Genomic DNA, 15,858 nt, shown 5'->3' with positions numbered 1-15,858 from the left:
GCCCGGCCCACCCGACGCCTCAGGACGGGTCGGAGGGCTCCGGGCCGAGGTCCTCCAGCTCGCGGGCCACCCGCTGCTCCAGCACCCGCTCCTCGCGGCGGACCCGGTCCAGGAAGGCCCGGGTGCGCGGCTCGCGGGGGGAGCGCAGCACCTGGTCGGGGTCGCCCTCCTCGACCACCACGCCGGCGTCCATGAACACGACCCGGTCGGCGACCTCGCGGGCGAAGGACATCTCGTGGGTCACCACGATCATCGTCATCCCGCTGTCGGCGAGCTCGCGCATCACCGTCAGCACCTCACCCACCAGCTCGGGGTCGAGGGCGGAGGTGGGCTCGTCGAAGAGCATCAGCTCCGGCTCCATCGCCAGCGCGCGGGCGATCGCCACCCGTTGCTGCTGGCCGCCGGAGAGCTGGCTGGGGTAGTAGTCGGCGCGCTCGGCCAGCCCGACCAGCTCGAGCAGCCGCAGCGCCTCACGCCGCGCCTCGGCCGGCTTCACCTTCTTCACGTGCACCGGGGCCTCGACCACGTTCTCCAGCGCCGTCATGTGGGGGAAGAGGTTGAACCGCTGGAACACCATCCCGATCCGGGCCCGCTGGCGGGCGATGTCGCGGTCCTTGCGGACGTGCAGCCGCCCACCCCGTTCCTCGACGCCGATCAGCTCGCCGTCCACCCAGATCCGCCCACCGGTGAGCTGCTCCATCTGGTTGATGAGGCGCAGGAAGGTCGTCTTGCCCGAGCCGGATGGCCCGAGCAGGCAGACCACCTCACCGCGGTGCACCTCGAGGTCGATGCCGTCCAGCACCCGGGTGCTGCCGAACTCCTTGATCGCGTTGACCGCCCGGACCAGCGGGGGTCCGGCAGGGGTGCTCTGCGACGTCACTGCGCTCCCGATCCGTTCGAAGCCACCGGCGCGACGACGGTCCGCCGCCGCGGGGTGGCGCTGGGGCTGATCCCGCGGCCGAACCGCCGCTCCACCCAGGTCTGGCCGACCATGAGGACGCTGCTCAGCGCCAGGTAGTACAGGGTCGCGCCCACCAGCACCGGGAAGGTCTGGAAGGTCCGCGACCCGATCGACTGCATCTGGAAGAACAGCTCGGTGGTCAGCGGCAGCCCGGTCAGCAGCGAGGTGTCCTTGAGCATCGAGATCAGCTCGTTGCCCGTCGGCGGGATGATGACCCGCATCGCCTGCGGCAGGATGATCCGCCGCATCGCCAGCCCGGGGGACATGCCGAGCGCCTGGGCGGCCTCCACCTGGCCGCGGTCCACGCTGAGGATGCCCGAGCGGGCGATCTCGGCCATGTAGGCCGCCTCGGAGGAGGCCAGGGCCAGCACCGCGCCGAAGTAGCCGCCGAAGACGGCGTAGGCGTCCAGGGTGACGAAGCGCCAGTCACCGCTCAGCCCGAGCGCGTCGATGATCAGCCAGTCGAAGGGGACGCCGAGGGAGACGCCCTCGGGGAACAGCGCGCCGAGCACGCCCATGGTGACGATGAGCACGTAGCGCGGGATCGCCCGGAAGAACCAGGTGTAGACCCAGGAGACGCCGCGCAGCACCGGGTTCGCCGAGAGCCGCATCACCGCCAGCAGCACCCCGCCCAGCACGCCGAAGACCATGCCGAGCACGGTGGCGCCGAGGGTGCCGATGAGCAGCCCGCGGATCACCGGCTCCTGGACCATCGCCTCGAAGACGAAGGGCCAGTTGTAGATGGGGTTGGTCAGCAGCAGGTTGAGCAGCATCGCGGTCAGCACCGCGATCACCGCCACCGCCACCCAGCGCCAGGGGTGGCGCACCGGGACGGCGTCGATCAGACCGGGACGCTCCTCGGCGTCCCCGGCCGGCGGGCGCGCCCGGTCCGGCTCGCTCATCTGAGCCTCCCGGGTCAGGGCTGGACGTCGAAGGTGTCGATGGCGCCGTCCTGCACGTTCCAGGCCTCCAGCGCGGCGGTGTAGCCGCCCTCGGCCTGCAGCTCGGTCAGCGCCTGGGCGATCGCCTCGGCGAACTCGCGCTCCTCGTTCGGCACCACGTAGCCGTAGGGCGCGGAGTCGTAGATCTCCCCGACCGTCTCCAGCTGGTCGCCGGTCTGCTGCACCGCGTAGGCGACCACGGGGGAGTCGGCCAGCATCGCGTCGGCCCGGCCGCCGGCCAGCGCGTTGGTGGCCTGGTCCTGGCCGTCGAAGGAGAGGATCTCCATCGGGTTGTCCCCGCAGGCCTCCTGCTTGACCGGCAGGTCCTCCTCCTGCTGCACGGTGCCGGTCTGCACCGCCACCACCAGCCCGCACGGGTTCTCCGGGTCGACGCCCTTCGGGTTGCCGGCCGCGGTGGCCCACTGGGTGCCGGCCTCGAAGTAGCTGACCATCGTCACCTGGGAGGTGCGCTCCTCGTTGACGGTGAAGCTGGAGACGCCGATGTCGTACTTGCCGCCCTGGACGCCGGTGATGATGGTGTCGAAGGCCGAGGGCTGGTACTCCGCGCGGACGCCGAACTTGGCCGCCACCTGGTCGAACAGGTCCACGTCCATGCCGATCACGGTCTCGCCGTCGGCGTCGAGGAACTCGTTGGGCGCGTAGGAGGCGTCGGTGCCGACCCGGATCACGCCGGAGTCGGCGACGCTCTGCGGCAGCGCCGCCGCCAGCTCCTCGTTGACCGTGGTCTCCGGCGCGCTCGACCCGCCGTCGGGCGCTGCGCCGCCGGTCTCGGGGCTGAGCGAGTTCGAGCCGCACCCGGCCAGGGTCAGCGCCAGGACGCTCATGGCGGAGAGGGCGATACGTCGGGTCTTCACGGGTGGCTCCTCGTCGTTCGTTCACTGCTGCGTCGACATCTTGTCACCAACCCGGTCGCCGGCGCCCCTCGCGGCCGGCCACGCCACCGGATCGACACCGATCCGTCACACGACGACCCGGCCGGGTCCCGCTAGCCTCGGTCGGTGCCCACCTTCCGTGCCGTGCCCAGCGACCAGCCACCCGCGTCGGAGCTGCTGGCGGCGATGCTGGCCGAGATGGCCGAGCTCTACGGCGACATCACCCGGCCGGGGATGCCGTCGGCCACCGCCGCCGACTTCGCGCCCCCGGCCGGTGGCTTCCTCGTCGGCTTCGAGGGCGAGGAGGCGGTGTGCTGCGGCGGGTTCAAGCCGCTGCCCGACGGCACGTGCGAGATCAAGCGGATGTACGTGGTGCCCGCCGCGCGGGGCCGCGGGCTGGGGGTGGTGCTGCTGCGGGCGCTGGAGGACGCCGCCCGCGCCGCCGGCTACCGGGTGGCCCGGCTCGACACCGGACCCCGGCAGCCGGGCGTGGCCCGGATGTACCGGGCGCAGGGCTACCGCGACATCGCCAACTTCAACGGCAACCTGGTCGCGACCTACTTCGGCGAGAAGGACCTCACCGCCGAAGCGGCCTCAGACCCGACCGGCGCCGGCTGAGGGCTGGGCGCTGAACCAGCGCGGCTGCGGGTGGCCCGCGGCGGTCTGGTCGGCGGCCACCGCGGCCCCGATCTCCTCGGCGCGTCCGTGCTCGACGAGGGCGATGATGCAGCCGCCGAAGCCGCCGCCGGTCATCCGGGCCCCCAGCGCACCGTGCGCCCGCGCCGAGGTCACCGCGTCGTCGACGGCCGGCACGGTGATCTCGTAGTCGTCGCGCATCGAGACGTGGGAGGCGTCCAGCAGCGGGGCCAGCCCGGCCACGTCGCCGGCCCGCAGCAGCTCCACCGCCCGCAGCACCCGGTCGTCCTCGGTCACCACGTGCCGCACCCGGCGCCGCAGCACCTCGTCATCCAGCGCGGCCAGCGCCGCGTCGAGGTCGGTGACGTCGCGCAGCGCGGGCACCCCGAGCGCCCGGGCCGCCGCCTCGCAGCTGGCCCGCCGCTCGCCGTACTCGCCGTCGACGTGGGAGTGCGCCACCGCGGTGTCCAGCACCAGCAGCTCCAGCCCGGCCGCCGCAAGGTCGAAGGGCACCTGCTCCACCTCGCCGCTGCGGCAGTCCATGAACAGCGCGTGCCCGGCCCGGCAGAGGGTCGAGGCCGCCTGGTCGAGCAGACCGGTCGGGGCGCCGACGTAGTCGTTCTCGGCCCGCCGGGCCAGCCGGGCCCGCTCCAGCGGCTCGATCTGGAGGTCGTACAGGTCGGCCAGCGCCGCCAGCGTCACGCACTCCAGCGCGGCGGAGGAGGACAGGCCGGCCCCCACCGGGACGTCGGAGCTGATGACGAGGTCCGCGCCACCCACCTGGTGGCCGACCTCCCGCAGCACCCACACCACGCCGGCCAGGTAGGACTGCCAACCCGGTGAGCCCGGGACGAGGTCGTCCACGCCCAGCTCGTGCTCCTCGTCCAGGTCGACCGAGAGCAGCCGCCAGCGCTCGTCGTCACGCCGCCGCGCCGCCAGCAGCGCCCGCTGCGGCAGCGCGAACGGCATCACGAAGCCGTCGTTGTAGTCGGTGTGCTCACCGATGAGGTTGACCCGTCCGGGTGCGGCCCAGACGCCCTCGGGCGCCGTGCCGACCCGCTGGGTGAAGGCCTCCGACACGGTGGCGGGCGTCAGCGGGCGCGCCGCAGCGGTCTGCGTCACCGGGGACCTCCCTCAGGCCTGCAACGCGGACTGGACGAGCGCGCGCTGCTCGGTCTCGTGCACCTTCGCCAGGCCCACCGAGGGGGCGGCCGACGGCTTGCGGGTGTACGGGGTCAGGGTGATCCGGCGCCCGTCGAGGTGCTCGGCCACCGCGTCGGCCAGGTGGTAGGACATGAACGGCCAGGCCCCCTGGTTCTCCGGCTCCTCCTGCACCCAGCGGACGTCGGTGACGTGGCCGTAGCGGCGCAGCTCGGCGGCGATCGACTCGGCGGGCAGCGGGTAGAGCTGTTCGACCGCGACGATCGCGACCTCGCCCTCGCGGCCGGCCTTGGCCCGCTGCTGGACCAGGTCCCAGCGGACCTTGCCCGAGCAGAGCACCAGCTGCTGCACCGCCGACGGGTCGGTGATGGTCGGGTCGCCGAGCACCCCGCGCCAGCCGCCCTCGGTGAAGTCGGACGGGTCGGAGGTGGCGTGCTTGTTGCGCAGCATCGACTTGGGCGTCATCACCACCAGCGGACGGTGGTGCTTGCTCAGCGCCTGGGTGCGCAGCAGGTGGAAGTAGCTCGCCGGCGTCGACGGCGCCGCCACCGTGATCGCGCCCTCGGCGGCCAGCTGCAGCCAGCGCTCCAGCCGGGCCGAGGAGTGGTCGGGGCCCTGGCCCTCGTAGCCGTGGGGGAGCAGCAGCACCACACCCGACTTCTGGGTCCACTTGGCCTCACCGGAGGAGATGAACTCGTCGGTGATCACCTGGGCGCCATTGACGAAGTCCCCGAACTGGGCCTCCCACAGCACCAGCGCCTCCGGACGGGCCACCGAGTAGCCGTACTCGAAGCCGACCGCGCCGAACTCGCTGAGCAGGGAGTCGAAGACGAAGAACTTGCCCTGGTCGTCGGTCATGTTGCGCAGCGGCACCCAGGACTCGCCGGAGACCCGGTCGACCACCGCGGCGAACCGCTGGCTGAACGTGCCGCGACGGCTGTCCTGGCCGCTGAGCCGCACCGGACGCCCCTCGAGCAGCAGCGAGCCGAAGGCGATGATCTCAGCGGTCGCCCAGTCGATCGGGCCGGCCGTGATCGCACCGGCCCGGCGCTGCAGCTGGGGCAGCACCTTGGGGTGCACGGTGAAGTCGTCAGGCACGTTGGTGTAGGCGTCGGCGACCTGCTTGAGCACCTCCGGCGTGATCGCGGTGGTCTTCGACCCCTCGGCCTTGCGCGGGTACTCCGGCACCCGGCGGTAGTCGGGGTCGGCCGACTTGTCCTCGCGGACCTCGGCGAAGACGCTCTCCAGCCGCTGCTGGAACCGCTTGAAGACCGCCTCGCCGTCCTCCACCGAGATGGTCCCGCGACCGATCAGCGCCTCGGTGTAGAGCTTGCGCACCGAGCGCTTGGCCTCGATCAGCTGGTACATCAGCGGCTGGGTGAAGCTCGGGTCGTCGCCCTCGTTGTGCCCGCGCCGGCGGTAGCAGATGACGTCGATGACGACGTCCTTGTTGAACTCCTGGCGGAACTCGAAGGCCAGCCGGGCCACCCGCACGCACGCCTCCGGGTCGTCCCCGTTGACGTGGAACACCGGGGCGCCGACCGTCTTGGCCACGTCGGTGGCGTAGACCGAGGAGCGGGCCGCGGTGGGGGAGGTGGTGAAGCCGACCTGGTTGTTGACCACCACGTGCACGGTGCCGCCGGTGCGGTAGCCGCGCAGCTGGCTCATCTGCATGGTCTCGAAGACCACGCCCTGGCCGGCGAAGGCGGCGTCGCCGTGCATCAGCACCGGCAGCACCGGGAAGTCGTTGCCGCGGTCGAGGACGTCCTGCTTGGCCCGGGCGATGCCCTCCAGCACCGGGTTGACCGCCTCCAGGTGCGACGGGTTGGCCGCCACCGAGGTCTTGATGGTCTCCCCGTTCATGGCGCGGAACTCACCCTCGGCACCCAGGTGGTACTTCACGTCACCGGAGCCCTGGACCGTGCGCGGGTCGATGTTGCCGTCGAACTCGCGGAAGATCTGGGCGTAGGACTTGCCGACGATGTTGGCCAGCACGTTGAGCCGGCCGCGGTGCGGCATGCCGATGCAGACCTCGTCCAGACCGCTGTTCGCGGCCTGCTCGCACAGCTCGTCCAGCACCACGATGGTCGACTCGCCGCCCTCGAGGCTGAACCGCTTCTGCCCGACGAACTTCGTCTGCAGGAAGGTCTCGAAGATCTCGGCCTCGTTGAGCTTGTCGAGGATGCGCAGGTGCTCCTCGCGGGGCAGGTCGACGTGCGGACGCTCCACCCGCTGCTGGATCCACTCCCGCTGGGCGGGGTCGTAGATGTGCATGTACTCGATGCCGGTGGTGCGGCAGTAGGAGTCGCGCAGCACGCCGAGGATCTCGCGCATCTTCATCATCGGCTTCGCCCCGCCGAAGGAGCCGGTGGCGAACTCGCGGTCCAGGTCCCACAGCGTCAGGTCGTGGGTCTGGACGTCCAGGTCGAGGTGGTGGCGCTGGCGGTACTCCAGCGGGTCGGTGTCGGCCATCAGGTGCCCCGACGACCGGTAGGCCTGGATCATCTCGAAGATCTTGGCCTGCTTGGAGACCTGGTCCTCGTGGTGGCTCGACATGTCGGTGGCCCAGCGGATCGGGCTGTAGGGGATCCGCAGCGAGGCGAAGATCTCGTCGTAGAACCCGTCGGCGCCGAGCAGCAGCTGGTGCATCCGGGCCAGGAACTCACCGCTCTGCGCGCCCTGGATGATCCGGTGGTCGTAGGTCGAGGTGAGGGTGAGCACCTTGGAGACACCGAGGTCGTTGAGCCGCTCGGGGTCGGCCCCCTCGAACTCCGGCGGGTAGGCGATCGAGCCGACGCCGATGATGGCGCCCTGGCCCTGCATCAGCCGCGGCACCGAGTGGTTGGTGCCGATGGTGCCGGGGTTGGTCAGCGTGATGGTGGTGCCGGCGAAGTCCGACACCTCGAGCTTGCCGGCGCGGGCCTTCTGGACCAGCGACTCGTAGGCGGCCCAGAACTGGGCGAAGCTCAGCTCCTCGCAGCCCTTGATGCTCGGCACCAGCAGCTGGCGCTGGCCGTTCTTGCCCGGCAGGTCGATGGCCAGGCCGAGGTTGATCTGCTCCGGCTCGACGAGGTTCGGCTTGCCGTCGACCACCTCGTAGGCGTTGTTCATCGCGGGCACGTCGGCCAGCGCCTTGACCAGGGCGTAGCCGAGGATGTGGGTGAAGGACACCTTGCCGCCGCGGGCCCGGCGTAGGTGGTTGTTGATCACCACGCGCTGGTCGATGACCAGCTTCATCGGCAGCGAGCGGACGCTGGTGGCGGTCGGGACGCTCAGCGAGGCGTCCATGTTCTTGGCGGTGCGCATCGGGGCGCCCTTGAGCACGGTGCGCTTCGGCTCGCGCTGCTTCGACTCCGGCCGCACCATCGGGTTCGGCGGGTCGGCCGGGACGGCGCCGTGGCTGCCGGTCTTGGTCGGGCGGGTGTCCTTGACCTGGTTCGGGCGCTCCACGGTGGCGCGGCGCGGGCCCTCGCCGGAGGCGGACGGCTTGGCGCCGGCGTCGGCGGCGGGTGCGGCCTGGCGCGAGCCCTGCGGGGTGCTGCCGGTGGAGGCGGAGGCCTGCTTCGCCGGGGCGTCCTGGGCGGGGGCCTTCTGCGTGGGGGTCTTCTGAGCCGGGGCCTTCTGCGCGGGGGCCTCCCGGGTCGACGCCTTCTGCGCGGGGGCGTCCTGACGGGTGCCGTTGGAGCTGGCGGCGCCCTCGGACCCGTGCTCGGCGAAGTACTGCTGCCAGCTGGCGTCGACGGAGGTGGGGTCCTCACTCCACTTCTCGCGCATCATCTCCAGCAGCCAGTCGTTGGCTCCGAACTCGTCGGCGGGGTCCGTCGTGGATGGTTCAGTGGGTCCGGGCGCGGTGGCCACGATCGCCTTCTTCCGATGTCGAGCGAGTTGCGTCACGGTGTCGTCCGCGCCGGGAGGACGCGCCTCTCCGGCCCGGGAGCACCCTGTCGATGGTATCCGTACCCATCAGCAGAACTTCAGTCATACCAGTCGCTGTCTGGTCCGTGTCGGTGTGGCGCGACTCACGCCGCCACCGACCGCTCCGGCTCCGTCGCGGCGACCCTGCCGGTGAGGCGCCAGGCCAGCACCACGGCGGCCACGGCGAGGCCGAGCAGACCGACGTTGCGCAGCGCCAGCACGACCAGTGCGAGCGCCTGGGCGGGGCCCGGGCCGTCGTAGACCAGGGCGCCGTACATCACCGGGTAGACCAGGTGGGTCAGCGCGGTCAGCACCAGCGTCGCGCCCGCGAACCAGAGCACCGGACGCCGGTGCCGGCTCCCGGCCCCTGACGCCTCGGCCAGCATCACCGCCACCGGGCCACCCAGCCACAGCACGTACTGCGGGCTCAGCGTCTTGTTGGTGACGATCATCAGCGCGACCACCGCCGCCATCACCGTGGCGGCCGCCAGCCGGTCGGCCCGCCCGCTGCGCCACACCCGCCAGAACAGCACCGCCATCACCGCCAGCCCGACCACCATCGACAGGTTGGCCGCGGTGGTCCAGGCGCCGACCTGGGGACCGAAGACCTCGAAGGCCTGGTAGCGGGAGTAGCCCACGGTGTAGGTCTCCGGCGAGGTGCCGTGCAGCACCATCAGCACGGTCGCCCACACCGACTCCACCTGCAGCCCGCGGTCGGACTGCCAGGTCAGCGGGGAGACCAGCCGGTCCCAGCCGCCGACGACCAGGCTGACCAGGGCCAGCACCACCCCGGTGCCCGCGAACCCCGCCAGCGTCCGCCACCGGCGCTCGCCACCGAGCAGGGCGGGCACCAGCAGCGCCGGCCACAGCTTGATCGCAGCGCCCGCGGCCACCAGCCCGCCCGCGGTCGCCGGGCGACGCGTCGACCAGAGCAGGGCGACGCCGGCCAGCACCGCCGGCACCATGTCGAAGCGGAGCACCGCCAGCGGCCCGAGCAGCGGCACGAAGGCCAGCCAGAACAGCAGGGCGGTGGCCGGTGCGCCGGAGCGGTGCAGGGTGCGGGTCAGCCAGGCGTCCAGCGCGAGCATCGCCGCCACGAAGGCGACCAGGAACCCGACCTGGGTGCCCGCACCGGCCAGCCAGGGCACGGCCATCAGCGCGACCACCGGGGTGGGGTACTCCACCAGCGTGCCGGACACCCCGGCCTCGCCGAGCGCGTCGAGCTTGCCGAAGTAGTAGAGGACGTCGCCGGTGGCGATCCGCTCGAACAGCCCCCACACCGCCAGCACCAGCAGACGGGTGAGCAGCCAGGTCAGCCACACCCCGCCGGTCGGGATGGTGACGTCGCCGCGCCTCGTCGGCTCGGCAGTGGTCATCGGGTCCTTCGGCGGTGGACGGGTCGGCTGTCACGGCGCGAGGCCGCCGCGCGAACCGCGCGACGTGCATCTGCGCCCCCGGAAGGATTCGAACCTTCGCACCCGCCTCCGGAGGGCGGCGCTCTATCCCCTGAGCTACGGGGGCCCGGCGCTGAGAACAGCATCGGATCCGTCGTGACGGACCCGCGGGCGCCGGCGACGACATTAGCACCGGATCGTCCCGAGCGCCCACTCGACGCCCGGCGGGTCCAGCGGGCGGGTCGCCGGGTGCGGGCTTGCGGACGTCGGCCACAGTGGTCGTCATGACGCACATGCACGTGGCCGGCTCGATCCACGCCGACGCCGCCGCCGGGGCGCCGCACTGGCTGCGGGTGCCGCAGGAGGTCAACGCCCTCGTCCCGCAGCTGTGGAGCCGTACCACCCGCCGCGCCGAGGACGGCCGGCTCGAGGTGGGCGGGATCGCCGTCGCCGACGCCGTGGCCGAGGTCGGCACCCCCGTGTACCTGCTGGACGAGGTCGACCTGCGGGCCCGTGCCAAGGAGTTCGCCGAGGCCTTCGACGGGTGGCGCGTCTACTACGCCGGCAAGTCCTTCCTCTGCACCGCGGTCGCCCGCTGGGTGGCCGAGGAGGGTCTCGGCGTCGACGTCTGCAGCGGGGGAGAGCTCGCGGTGGCGCTGCGGGCCGGCGTCGACCCCGCGGTGATCGGGCTGCACGGCAACAACAAGTCGACCGCCGAGCTCGAGGCGGCCCTGGACGCCGGGATCGGGCGGATCATCGTCGACTCCGGCCACGAGATCGACCGGCTCGAGCGGCTCACCCGCGAGCGCGGCACGACCGCCCGGGTGATGGTGCGCGTCACCACCGGCATCGAGGCCCACACCCACGAGTACATCGCCACCGCCCACGAGGACCAGAAGTTCGGCTTCTCGATCGCCTCGGGCCACGCGATGGCCGCGCTGCTGCGCTGCCACGAGTCCGACACCCTGGAGCTGCTCGGCATCCACTCCCACATCGGCTCGCAGATCTTCGACACCCACGGCTTCGAGATGGCCGCGCGGCGGATCCTCGGGCTGCACGCCGACGTCCGCGACGCCACCGGGGTGGAGATGCCCGAGATGGACCTGGGCGGCGGTTTCGGCATCGCCTACACCACCCTGGACACGCCCTCGACGCCGGCGGAGCTGGCCGGCTCGCTGCGCCGCATCGTCGAGCACGAGTGCCGGGCCCTCGACGTCGCCGTGCCCGCGCTGTCGATCGAGCCGGGACGGGCCATCAGCGGCCCGTCGACGATGGCGGTCTACGAGGTCGGCACGGTGAAGCCGGTGGTGGTCGACCAGGGGGTCGAGCGGCTCTACGTCGCCGTGGACGGCGGGATGAGCGACAACATCCGTCCCGCGCTCTACGCCGCCGAGTACTCCGCCACCGTGGCCAACCGGGCCTCCGACGCCGACCCGCGGCTGGGCCGGGTGGTGGGCAAGCACTGCGAGGGCGGCGACATCCTCGTCCGCGACGAGTTCTTCCCCGCCGACATCGCCCCCGGCGACCTGGTCGCCGTGCCGGCCTCGGGTGCCTACTCCCGCTCCATGGCGAGCAACTACAACCACGTTCCCCGCCCGCCGGTGGTCTCGGTCCGCGACGGCCAGCTGCGCACGCTGGTGCGCCGGGAGACCCTCGACGACATCCTCGCCCTCGACGCCGGCTGATCCGACCGACTTCCGCCAACGCCCTGAGCCCGTCGAAGGGCTGCACCGTGCGCAGCTGGCCCACACGAAGCCCACGGTGCGGGTCTGCCCACATGGTGAAGATCCTCAGGCGGACGTCGGGTCAGCCGACACAATCTGGCGTGATGCCGTGCGCGACGCCCGAGTACACGAACGAGGACCACTGATGACCGCTGTCGACGACCGACCCGAGAGGCCCCTGCGGGTCGCCCTGCTCGGGTGCGGCACCGTGGGGGCCGAGGTGGCCAAGCTGCTGACGCACTCGGCCGACGACCTCGAGCAGCGGATCGGGAGGCGGGTCGAGCTGGCCGGGATCGCGGTCCGCCGGCTCAACCGCGAGCGTCCGGGCATCGACCCCGCACTGCTGACCACCGACGCGCTCGAGCTGGTGAAGCGTCCCGACATCGACCTGGTGGTCGAGGTGATCGGCGGGATCGAGCCGGCCCGCACGCTGATCCTCACCGCGCTGGAGCGCGGAGCCGCCGTCGTCACGGCCAACAAGGCGCTGCTCGCCGAGGACGGGGCGACCCTGTTCGCCGCGGCTGAGGCCGCCGGCACCGACCTCTACTTCGAGGCGGCGGTGGCTGGCGCCATCCCGATCATCCGGCCGCTGCGCGAGTCGCTGGTCGGGGACGAGATCACCTCGGTGATGGGCATCGTCAACGGCACCACCAACTTCATCCTCGACCGGATGCACACCGAGGGCGTCGGGTTCTCCGAGACGCTGACGCTGGCCCAGGAGCTGGGCTACGCCGAGGCCGACCCGACCGCCGACGTCGAGGGCTTCGACGCCGCCGCCAAGGCCGCGATCCTGGCCAGCCTGGCCTTCCACAGCCGGGTCCGCGCCGAGGACGTCCACCGCGAGGGCATCACCGAGGTCACCCGGGCCGACGTCTCCACCGCCGAGGCGATGGACTCGGTGATCAAGCTGCTGGCGATCTGCACCCTCACCGACGACCCCGAACCGCGGGTCTCCGTCCGCGTGCACCCGGCGATGATCCCCAACAGCCACCCGCTCGCCGCGGTCGGCGGCGCCTACAACGCGGTCTTCGTGGAGTCGCGCTCGGCCGGCCGGCTGATGTTCTACGGCCCCGGCGCCGGCGGCAGCCCGACCGCCTCGGCGGTGATGGGCGACCTCGTCACGGTGGCCCGCAACCGGGTCCGCGGTGCGTCCGGGCCGGGGGAGTCCAGCTACGCCCAGCGCCAGGTGGCCCCGATCGGCGACGTCGTCACCCGCTACCACGTCAGCCTGTCGGTGGCCGACGTCACCGGGGTGCTGGCCAGCGTCGCGCATGCCTTCGCCGAGCACGGGGTGTCGCTGCAGATCGTCCGCCAGGAGGGGGTCGGCCCGAACGCGACGGGGCCGACCGGCGACGCGGGCAGCGCCCGTCTCGTGATCGTCACCCACGACGCCCGGGACGCCGACCTGTCGGCCACCGTCGAGACGTTGCGTTCGCTGCCGGAGGTGCATGAGGTGATCAGTGTGATGCGGGTCGAGGGGGATCGCGGATGAGCGCCGTGCCGAGCACCGCCGGGCTGATCGAGCGCTACCGCGAGTGGCTGCCGATCGGCGCCGACGACCCGGTCGTCTCGCTGGGGGAGGGCAGCACGCCGCTGGTGCACGCGCCGCGGCTGTCGGAGCGGGTCTCCGGTGAGGTCTGGGTGAAGGTCGAGGGGGCCAACCCCACCGGCTCGTTCAAGGACCGCGGGATGACCGTCGCGGTCAGCCGCGCCGCCGCCGAGGGTGCGCAGGCCGTCGTCTGCGCCTCCACCGGCAACACCTCCGCCTCGGCCGCGGCCTACGCCGTCCGCGCCGGGATGCGTCCGGTGGTGCTGCTGCCGGCGGGACGGATCGCGAAGGGCAAGCTCGCCCAGGCGGTCGTCTACGGCGCCGAGATCGTCCAGGTCGACGGCAACTTCGACGACTGCCTCACCGTCGCCCGCAAGCTCGCCGAGCACTACCCGGTGGCACTGGTGAACTCGGTCAACCCCGACCGGATCGAGGGCCAGAAGACCGCCGCCTTCGAGGTGGTCGACGTCCTCGGCGACGCCCCCGACCTGCACCTGCTGCCGGTCGGCAACGCCGGCAACGTGTCGGCCTACTGGCGCGGCTACCGCCAGTACGCCGAGCAGGGGCTGAGCACCCGCACCCCGCGGATGTGGGGCTTCCAGGCCGCCGGTGCCGCACCGCTGGTGCTCGGCCACCCGGTGGCCGAGCCCGACACCGTCGCCACCGCCATCCGGATCGGCAACCCGGCCTCGGCCGACCTCGCCACCGCGGCCCGCGACGAGTCCGGCGGCCGGTTCGAGGCCGTCACCGACGAGGAGATCCTCGACGCCCAGGCCCTGCTCGCCGCCACCGAGGGCATCTTCGTCGAGCCGGCCTCGGCCTCCGGCGTGGCAGGGCTGCTCAAGCTGCACGCCGCCGGCGAGGTCGACCCCGGCCAGCGGATCGTCATCACCGTCACCGGCAACGGGCTCAAGGACATCGACACCGCCCTCTCCCGGCACACCCTGGAGACCACCACGGTGCCGGCCGACGTCGTCTCGGTGGCCGACCGGCTCGGGCTGGAGGGGTGACCCGCCGGGTCGAGCCCGGACGCCGCGTCGCGGTCCGGGTGCCCGCCAGCAGCGCCAACCTCGGGCCGGGGTTCGACAGCCTCGGTCTCGCCCTCGACCTGGTCGACGAGGTCGAGGTCACCGTGCTGGAGGACGGCTGCGAGGTCGTCGTCGAGGGCGAGGGTGCCGGCACCGTCCCGCGCGACCGCAGCCACCTCGTGGTCGCCACGCTGCTGGACGCCCTGGCCGGCTGGGACGTCGAGCTGCTCGGGCTGCGGCTGGAGGCCCGCAACGTCATCCCGCACGGACGCGGGCTCGGTTCCTCCTCGGCCGCGCTGGTGGCTGGGCTGCTGGCTGCGTGGGGGCTCGCGCACCCCGGCGTCCCGGTGGACCGGGACTGGCTGCTGCAGCGCTCGAACGCGCTGGAGGGCCACGCCGACAACGTGGCCGCCACCATCTGCGGCGGTCTGGTGCTGACCTGGTCCGACACCCCGGGCGGACGGGCCAGCGTGTGCAGCGGCCGCCTGGTCGAGGGGCTGCGGACGCTGGCACTGGTGCCCCGTTCGGTGGTGCTGACCGAGCACGCCCGGCGGGTGCTGCCGACCGAGGTGGCCCACCGCGACGCCGCCGCGAACACCGGACGGGCCGCGCTGCTGGTGCACGCGCTGGCCACCGACCCGGACCTGCTGCTGCCCGCCACGCGCGACTGGCTGCACCAGGATGCCCGGGCCGGGCTGATGCCCGAGGCCGACCGGCTGCGGCGGGCGCTGCGCGAGGCCGGCTTCGCCGCCGTCGTCTCCGGCGCCGGACCCACCGTCCTCGTGCTGGCCGGCGCACAGCACCACGAGCCGCTGCGGCAGTGGCTGGAGAGCGCCACGGGCCGTGAGCTGACCGACGGGTTCGCCGCGCTGCCGCTGGCCGTCGGTGGCGGCGCCGTCCTCGAGGTCGACCCCGTCCGGTGAGCCCGGCGCGCCGCGGCGTCGGAGTAGGTGGTTGCTTCGCCTCGGTGCTACCGTGGTCGGTGTTCGGACGGGCGACGTCTGCGTCGACACCGAGCAGCACCTCCCACGTCAGGTGCGACGCCGACCAGGGTCGGCGGCATCCCCACCTCAGATGCCTCCCCGAGGCCTGTGCGTCGGATGCAGGACGTGACGGCTCATCAGCAGCACTGGCTCGCCGTGCGGCGAGCCCCTCGATGCCCACCCGGGCACCGGGAGCTCGACGGCCCCTCCTGTGGGTCGCGAGACCCGCGTCGAAAGGACACCAGTGACCGACACCACCGACACTGCCCCCAGCACGTCCAGCGAGCGACAGAGCGGTCGCCGTCGCGGGAACGGTCTGGAGGCCATGTTGCTGCCCGAGCTCAAGCAGCTCGCGTCGTCCCTCGGCCTCAGGGGGACCGGCAGCATGCGCAAGGGCGCCCTGATCGAGGCCATCAAGGCCCAGCAGACCGGCGGGTCCGCCGCCGCCTCGGGCACCCGGGCGCCTCGCGCCCGAGCCGAGGAGGCCCCGACCAGCACCGCCACCGCCCCGGAGACGACCCGCCCCGAGGCGCCGCAGCCGGCGGAGAACGGTTCGGGCCGCTCCGGCGGTCGGGCCGAGCGCACCCGCGCCCAGCGCGCCGAGGAGACCGCGCCGGCCGCGCAGCCGACCCTCGAGGCGGCCAGCAACGGCGCCGACACCGAGTCGGGCCAG

At 72.7% G+C, this 15,858-nt stretch carries 12 protein-coding genes and 1 tRNA gene; 6 read left to right on the top strand and 7 right to left on the bottom strand.

Annotated features, from left to right (window positions below):
* Positions 1 to 19: 19 nt before the first annotated feature.
* The 3 genes from DVA66_RS02170 to DVA66_RS02160 are packed head-to-tail and all read right to left on the bottom strand — an operon-like array spanning position 20 to position 2,777.
* Positions 20 to 880: an amino acid ABC transporter ATP-binding protein gene (locus DVA66_RS02170; RefSeq protein WP_157973780.1), complete on the bottom strand. Its 861-nt coding sequence runs from the start codon at positions 878 to 880 to the stop codon at positions 20 to 22.
* Positions 877 to 1,863, bottom strand: a complete 987-nt coding sequence (locus tag DVA66_RS02165; protein ID WP_114558559.1) for an amino acid ABC transporter permease — start codon at positions 1,861 to 1,863, stop codon at positions 877 to 879. The genes DVA66_RS02170 and DVA66_RS02165 overlap by 4 nt, the downstream gene beginning before the upstream one ends.
* A 14-nt stretch (positions 1,864 to 1,877) precedes the next feature.
* Positions 1,878 to 2,777 (bottom strand): ABC transporter substrate-binding protein, encoded by a 900-nt coding sequence (locus DVA66_RS02160; protein ID WP_198671400.1) that lies wholly within the window; start codon positions 2,775 to 2,777, stop codon positions 1,878 to 1,880.
* Positions 2,778 to 2,921: 144 nt separating this feature from the next.
* Here DVA66_RS02160 and DVA66_RS02155 point away from each other — a divergent pair, with 144 nt between their 5' ends.
* Positions 2,922 to 3,413 (top strand): GNAT family N-acetyltransferase, encoded by a 492-nt coding sequence (locus tag DVA66_RS02155; RefSeq protein ID WP_232821700.1) that lies wholly within the window; start codon positions 2,922 to 2,924, stop codon positions 3,411 to 3,413.
* Here DVA66_RS02155 and galK read toward each other — a convergent pair.
* From galK to DVA66_RS02135, 4 genes are all read right to left on the bottom strand, one after another.
* The gene (gene galK / locus DVA66_RS02150; protein ID WP_232821699.1) at positions 3,390 to 4,553 is read right to left on the bottom strand and encodes a galactokinase; all 1,164 of its coding nucleotides are present in this window, start codon (positions 4,551 to 4,553) and stop codon (positions 3,390 to 3,392) included. The two genes, DVA66_RS02155 and galK, sit on opposite strands and share 24 nt — an antisense overlap.
* Positions 4,554 to 4,565: 12 nt before the next feature.
* Positions 4,566 to 8,450: a multifunctional oxoglutarate decarboxylase/oxoglutarate dehydrogenase thiamine pyrophosphate-binding subunit/dihydrolipoyllysine-residue succinyltransferase subunit gene (locus tag DVA66_RS02145; protein WP_114558558.1), complete on the bottom strand. Its 3,885-nt coding sequence runs from the start codon at positions 8,448 to 8,450 to the stop codon at positions 4,566 to 4,568.
* Between the two features lie 161 nt (positions 8,451 to 8,611).
* Positions 8,612 to 9,883 (bottom strand): glycosyltransferase 87 family protein, encoded by a 1,272-nt coding sequence (locus DVA66_RS02140; RefSeq protein WP_114558557.1) that lies wholly within the window; start codon positions 9,881 to 9,883, stop codon positions 8,612 to 8,614.
* Positions 9,884 to 9,956: 73 nt separating this feature from the next.
* Positions 9,957 to 10,028 (bottom strand) — tRNA-Arg (locus DVA66_RS02135).
* Between the two features lie 157 nt (positions 10,029 to 10,185).
* Between DVA66_RS02135 and lysA the strand changes: the two genes are divergently transcribed.
* The 5 genes from lysA to DVA66_RS21215 all read left to right on the top strand — a co-directional run.
* The gene (gene lysA / locus DVA66_RS02130; protein ID WP_114558577.1) at positions 10,186 to 11,586 is read left to right on the top strand and encodes a diaminopimelate decarboxylase; all 1,401 of its coding nucleotides are present in this window, start codon (positions 10,186 to 10,188) and stop codon (positions 11,584 to 11,586) included.
* A gap of 181 nt (positions 11,587 to 11,767) precedes the next feature.
* On the top strand, positions 11,768 to 13,117 hold the full coding sequence (locus DVA66_RS02125; RefSeq protein WP_408608883.1) for a homoserine dehydrogenase: 1,350 nt from the start codon (positions 11,768 to 11,770) through the stop codon (positions 13,115 to 13,117).
* Complete coding sequence (thrC, locus tag DVA66_RS02120; protein WP_114558555.1) at positions 13,114 to 14,184, top strand: threonine synthase; 1,071 nt, start codon at positions 13,114 to 13,116, stop codon at positions 14,182 to 14,184. The genes DVA66_RS02125 and thrC overlap by 4 nt, the downstream gene beginning before the upstream one ends.
* Complete coding sequence (gene thrB / locus DVA66_RS02115; RefSeq protein WP_114558554.1) at positions 14,181 to 15,125, top strand: homoserine kinase; 945 nt, start codon at positions 14,181 to 14,183, stop codon at positions 15,123 to 15,125. The genes thrC and thrB overlap by 4 nt, the downstream gene beginning before the upstream one ends.
* A gap of 385 nt (positions 15,126 to 15,510) precedes the next feature.
* Positions 15,511 to 15,858: Rho termination factor N-terminal domain-containing protein (locus DVA66_RS21215; RefSeq protein ID WP_198671399.1), on the top strand; the 348-nt coding region annotated here is incomplete at its 3' end.

Origin of the sequence: Desertihabitans aurantiacus, assembly GCF_003344635.1 — a bacterium.
GTDB classification, from domain to species: domain Bacteria; phylum Actinomycetota; class Actinomycetes; order Propionibacteriales; family Propionibacteriaceae; genus Desertihabitans; species Desertihabitans aurantiacus.
This window is presented reverse-complemented; position numbering and strand designations above follow the sequence as displayed.